Source organism: Arthrobacter sp. Hiyo1 (genome assembly GCF_001263615.2).
Taxonomy (GTDB): domain Bacteria; phylum Actinomycetota; class Actinomycetes; order Actinomycetales; family Micrococcaceae; genus Arthrobacter.
Genome location: NZ_DF952475.1, coordinates 236598 through 241940, shown reverse-complemented (window position 1 = coordinate 241940; position 5343 = coordinate 236598). Strand labels below are relative to the sequence as shown.

Annotated in this window: 6 protein-coding genes; 4 read left to right on the top strand and 2 right to left on the bottom strand. The window is 62.0% G+C overall.

What is annotated here, in order from left to right; genetic code table 11:
* Both AHiyo1_RS25045 and AHiyo1_RS20100 read right to left on the bottom strand, forming a co-directional pair.
* Window positions 1-521 (bottom strand): hypothetical protein (locus AHiyo1_RS25045; protein ID WP_216363271.1); only part of this gene is annotated, 521 nt, incomplete at its 3' end.
* Window positions 518-1816: a tyrosine-type recombinase/integrase gene (locus AHiyo1_RS20100; protein ID WP_172465671.1), complete on the bottom strand. Its 1299-nt coding sequence runs from the start codon at window positions 1814-1816 to the stop codon at window positions 518-520. The genes AHiyo1_RS20100 and AHiyo1_RS25045, both read right to left, overlap by 4 nt.
* A gap of 33 nt (window positions 1817-1849) precedes the next feature.
* Here AHiyo1_RS20100 and AHiyo1_RS27760 point away from each other — a divergent pair, with 33 nt between their 5' ends.
* The 4 genes from AHiyo1_RS27760 to AHiyo1_RS28055 all read left to right on the top strand — a co-directional run.
* Window positions 1850-1972 carry a hypothetical protein gene (locus AHiyo1_RS27760; RefSeq protein ID WP_275937085.1) on the top strand — a complete coding sequence of 41 codons (123 nt, stop codon included), beginning with the start codon at window positions 1850-1852 and terminating at the stop codon, window positions 1970-1972.
* A gap of 982 nt (window positions 1973-2954) precedes the next feature.
* Entirely contained in the window at window positions 2955-4091 is a 1137-nt protein-coding gene (locus AHiyo1_RS27395) for an IS30 family transposase (RefSeq protein WP_253257495.1), read from the top strand.
* 371 nt (window positions 4092-4462) lie between these two features.
* On the top strand, window positions 4463-4732 hold the full coding sequence (locus AHiyo1_RS20090; protein WP_059389750.1) for a glutaredoxin family protein: 270 nt from the start codon (window positions 4463-4465) through the stop codon (window positions 4730-4732).
* Window positions 4733-4953: 221 nt separating this feature from the next.
* Window positions 4954-5343: single-stranded DNA-binding protein (locus tag AHiyo1_RS28055; RefSeq protein WP_059389753.1), on the top strand; the 390-nt coding region annotated here is incomplete at its 3' end.

Here is a 5343-nt window from a genome sequence, read left to right as displayed (position 1 = left end):
CGCCGGGCCGCCCGCCGGATCTGGCGGAACTCGGCCTCGGTGTAGGCCGCTATGGCGGCGCGGGGTTGTGCCGGATGGACCGGGGTGTAAAGGGCATCGCGGAACTCGTTCGGGACTCCGTCGGCGCCTCGAAGCACCGTCCTGAGGGCAAGCACGACGGCGTTCCCTTCCCGGGTACCCAGCATGCGCAGCTCGAGGACGTAACCGGCCCGTAGCTCGCCCACGCATGCGACCGGTTTGGGCCTGGCCCGGATGAGGTTTGCGAAGGAACGCAGGTTTTCGAAGAGCCCTTCGGCGGACGGAATCGTCCGCCTCGTCCCCGCGGGGCCTGTCGCGCGCGCGAAACAGGCAGCGAGTTCCCTAGTCAGGACCGGCGAGAGCCCGAGCCTTCCGAAGTGGAAGTCTCGAGGGCCCCGTCCCCGTTCCGGATAGACCCGCACCACCGGAGCGTCGCCGTCGAGGAAGAGGGTCTGAGGGGTTGAGTAGCCATTCGGGGGCAGGGATGCCGCCCGCCCCGTCACTTACCGTCCCCCGGATCGAGTAGGCGAACCCTCGGATCGGAGCGCAGGAATGCAAGGACCCCGTCCTGGCTGAGCTCATCTCCGCTGTGCGCCAGGAGGAACTCCACATCCAACCCGATGAAAGGCTCAAGGTAGATGTTCCTGGTTGTGTTCACATCCGAATGGCCGAGCATCGTCTGCACCAGCGACCAGGTGTCGCCGAACTGCTCCCGGAAGTCCTCCATACGGTCCGACCCCGCCCCTGCCCGCCGATGCTCCCACACGAGCCGTCCGACGGCGTACCACCTTAGAGCGAAGCTGTGCCGGAGCATGTGGGGATGGCATTTGAGCCGGTCGATTCCGGCCTTGCGCACGCGCTTGTTGGCCAGGGCGAATGACTTGTACCAGGCGCCCTTCGCCCGCGGCGAGCCGTCCTCATTCAGCCACAGGGCCAACGGTTCAAGACCCTCTGGCCCTTCGGTGAACAGCAGCCTTCGGTCCGCGGGGGAGAGGTCATTCAGGTTCGCGTGCACGGGTTTTCCATCTGGGCCCGCAATCCGCAACCGGCCGTTGTCGGTTATGCCTTGGACAATCCGCCGGGGAGTCAGGTTTTGGTACAAGCCGCTCTCGATGCCGCGGCGGATCGCGGCGGCCCGGTCGGTTTGGACGTAGTTCCACATGCCGTCTAGCGCCTCGCGGCCCATCCAGTACCGTCGGCTCCGGCCACCCTTTGCGCAGCTGGCAGCAAGACGAGCGGTGGCGTAGGCTTTCGCGGCACCCTCGGTCGGGAGCTCGGTGAGGCATATCGAGGCGAGCTCCTGTATGCGCAGCCCCGTCCCGTAAAGTCCGTCAACAAATGCCGCATCCCGTGTCTGGGACCGTGGCCTCCAGCGCGTCTTCTCCGCCCCGTTGGGTTCCTTTCCGTGGATCCCCGTGTCGCGCCACAGGCGGAAGGCTCCTGGAGAGAGCCATTTGACGTCCGCTGCACGGATCGCTGAGGCCCTGGCCCGCGGGTCTCGCACCGCAGCCCGTTTCCCCGCCCATGCTTGCTTTTGAACCGCCGGAAGGAGCCGGTCGGTGCCTAGCCGGTCTGATGCCCAGTCGTGGAAGGCAAGGACTGCGGCAAGGTCGCACTGCCACGTCGCGCCGGAAATGCGACGCGGATTCTCCGAAGCTGAGGTCCTCCAGAAGCGATAGTCGAAAAGATCGCTCTCGGACGCCGCTGACCATTTCTTGCCCCGCGTCTGGAGGAAATTGAACCAGGTCCGAAGGGCAAACGCGTACTTCCGGTTCGTCCCAGCGGTCAGATTCCGCATCCGTCCGCTGGCAAAGAACCTGTTGCCCGCATCATGAGGCACGCCCCCGCGATCCAGGAAGAACGGACGTCCGGCATCAAGGCGCACACCCTGCCGGCCGGCGCGGGCCAGAAGATTGTCGTCCCCTCCCGGGCCGGAGTCCTGTGCGAAGTGTAACCACCACGTCTCGCCGTCAGATTCGACCATGGCCCGACAGTACGACCGATCTCATGAATCCACTTTGCAACACGCACAAGAGGGCGAGAGTTCACACGACGTCCACGGACCGGCGGTTCTTCACCTTCAGCCTTATCTGCACTAGAGCGCCGGTAGGACGAAAGGGAGAACCGCCAATCAAAAAGGGGAGCGGCCCTAAAGCCATCGCCCTTCAGATCTCACAAAACCCTAGGTTTCGAGACGTTCGGGAGTGTAGCGGTTAGGGCACCCCGGATTCTGCTGATCGAAGCAACACCCAATCCAGGGAGTTCCTTCGATGTATCAACAGTTCGATTCGCCTACCGGTGTTAGGTTTCTTGCCCTCATCAAAGAGGGCAAGAGTTTCAGAGAATCAGTACGGGTGACCGGAATCGGTAAGGAGACGGGTTATCGGTGGTTGCGTGATGAGTACCTCCGATTCCGCAGGAAGGGCCTCGATCATGGGGCAGCCCAGACAGAACTGGGGTTCATCTCGCGCAACGCCGAGAAATGGAATGAACTCTTCCTAAACGGAACCGGGCGCCATCACTTCCAAGTCGACCCAGCCGTTGAGGAAACCTTCTGGTCCTCCTATTCCACCGGCATGAGCGTATTGGCTGTTGCCGCATCAGCAGGCGTAAAGCATACGACTGGATACCGGTGGGTCTACCGTCGCTTCATCACCTTGCGAAGCCGGCTGCCCCTGGCAGAGGTTGTAAAAGCTTTACGGCTGTCCCCGGGGACCTCCGTCAGGTGGGAAATCCAGCGGAAAGAAGAATTGAAAGCCGAAAAAGCACGTCTGCAGAAAGCCGAGCGGGACGCCATTGGGACCGCGAGGATCGTTGCCGAGAGAGTGGCAGCTCCCTGGTCACCAGCACAAAAGCGACGCGCTTTACGGGAGACACGGTACTGGGACCTGGTGAGTGCCGGATCCAGCAACGCTGAGGCCTGCAGGATGTTGGGTATGAGCAGACGCGCCGGCACGAAACTCAGGAACCAACGGGCCGAGCAGAGCCATATGAGGGTTCCTGCTCAAGGGTCCGGACGGTACCTGTCCCTGCTGGAACGGATTCAGATCGCTGACCTTCTCCGGCTGGACTGCTCACTGCGGCGCATCGGGCGTGAACTCGGACGCTGCCCCTCAACGATCAAAAGGGAACTGGACCGTCACCGCGACGGCCACGGCCAGTACTCGCCGCACGCCGCCGATCACAGCGCCAGCCAGCAGCGGCGCCGGCCACGGGATCGGAAGCTTAAACGGAACCGGCGACTACGCGCGATCGTTCAGCGCAAGCTCAATCGTCACTGGTCGCCCGAGCAGATCTGCGGCTGGCTCGCACTGCAATTCCCCTTCGAACCGGGCCTTCAGTTGAGTCCTGAGACCATCTACCGGGCACTGCTCTTCAACGATGACGGCGGTTTAGATAAGAAATACTGTCCCCGGCTGCGCACCGGACGGAAAATCCGCAGACACCGCTGGCGGACCGGTTCCGGTCACGGCGCAGTGGTCCGGAACATGACCATGATCAGTCAGCGCCCGCCAGTCATTGAGACCAAGACGGAAGCTGGCCATTGGGAAGGCGATCTAATCGTCGGGCCCGGCTCGACCTCGGCGATGGTGACGCTGCGGGAACGCAAGACCCAGTACGGAATCATCATCAATCTGCCGATCGACCACACAGCGGCCCGGACTAACGCTGCCATCACCACCGCCTTCGCTTCCCTCCCACCGCCCCTGAAGCAGACTCTCACCTGGGATCAGGGCGTAGAGATGGCCCGACACCAAGAGCTGGCCGCAGCGACAGGCATCCAAATTTACTTCGCAGAACGCTCCAGCCCCTGGCAGCGGGGAGCCAATGAGAACTTTAACGGGCTGGCACGCCAGTACTTCCGCAAGGGCACCGACCTGTCAAAGTACACCCACGAATACGTCAAGAGCGTCTGCAACGAGTTGAACACCAGACCCCGCAAGACCCTCGGCTACCTCACCCCCAAGGCACTGTTCCAGGCCGAAAAAAGCACCACGCTTGCCACCTCCGGATACACTCGAAAACAGTCGGCTGAACGGCCCGACTCACTCGAACGTTGCGTCGATCCTTAGAATCCGCCGGACCAAGACTCCATCTCCTGACGCACCAGAAACAGATGTTTGAGTGCATTGGGCCGGGACAACACACACCCGGACGGCAGGGCAGACACACGCGGGAAACTCGCCGGAATTACGACACGGGTCTTCAAGCGCAGGGGGATTCCCAGCGGGCTGCTTCGCACGTTCACCCCAGAGTCCAGGAAGCCAATCCACAGGTCACGAAACCGCGGCCACCAACCCTTTAAAGTCGCACATATGTTGTCATAAAAATCCCGTAAAATAAGGGCAAGACCCCTTGTTTTTCATATGAAAAAAGGTAGACTTGAGGTAGAAAGTCACCCAGACGAACGCAACTCATTTGATACGAAACCAAGGTACTGAAAATGACTTCCTCAACTACCGCCGAGTACACCATCTACACCAAGCCGGCCTGCAGCCAGTGCGATGAGACGAAGGCCTACTTCGACCGCAAAGGCATCACCTACCAGGCGGTGGACATCACCGAAGTGCCGGCAGCGCTGGAATACATCACCCAGGAACTCGGCTACTCCCAGGCCCCCGTCGTCGTGAACAACTCCGATGACGAAGACCACTGGGCAGGCCTGCGCCGCGACAAGCTGGTTCAGGCAGCCACGCACCACAAAGCGGCCTGATGAACACCCCGCAGGACCGGTTCGCCCTCACGCCCCGCCGGTACGACCCGGACGAGGACTGGTTCGGACTCGAAGCCAACCCTTCCAGCACCATCAACGTCCCCCTCATCGACCCCTACCTCGTGGAGCCGGACCCCGCGGCCGCCTGGTACGACACCGAGCAGGACAGTCCCGATACCGAAGACACCACCCTCAGTAACATCCTCAGGAAGGTCCACATCATGGCCGGCGAAACAACCATCACAGTGATCGGAAATCTAACAGCGGACCCAGAACTGAAATACTCTCCAAACGGATCCGCTGTCGCGAACTTCACCGTCGCGTCAACGCCGCGCACCTTCGACCGGCAGTCCAATGAATGGAAGGACGGGGAGACCCTCTTTCTCCGGGCCTCGGTCTGGCGTGAAGCGGCCGAGAACGTCGCCGAATCCCTCACCAAGGGTATGCGCGTCATCGTCTCAGGCCGGCTGAAGTCCCGCTCGTACGAGACCAAGGAAGGCGAGAAGCGCACCGTTATTGAGCTCGAGGTAGAGGAGGTCGGCCCCAGCCTCCGCTACGCCAACGCCAAAATCAACCGCACCCAGCGCGGTGCCGGAGCCGGGGGACCCGGG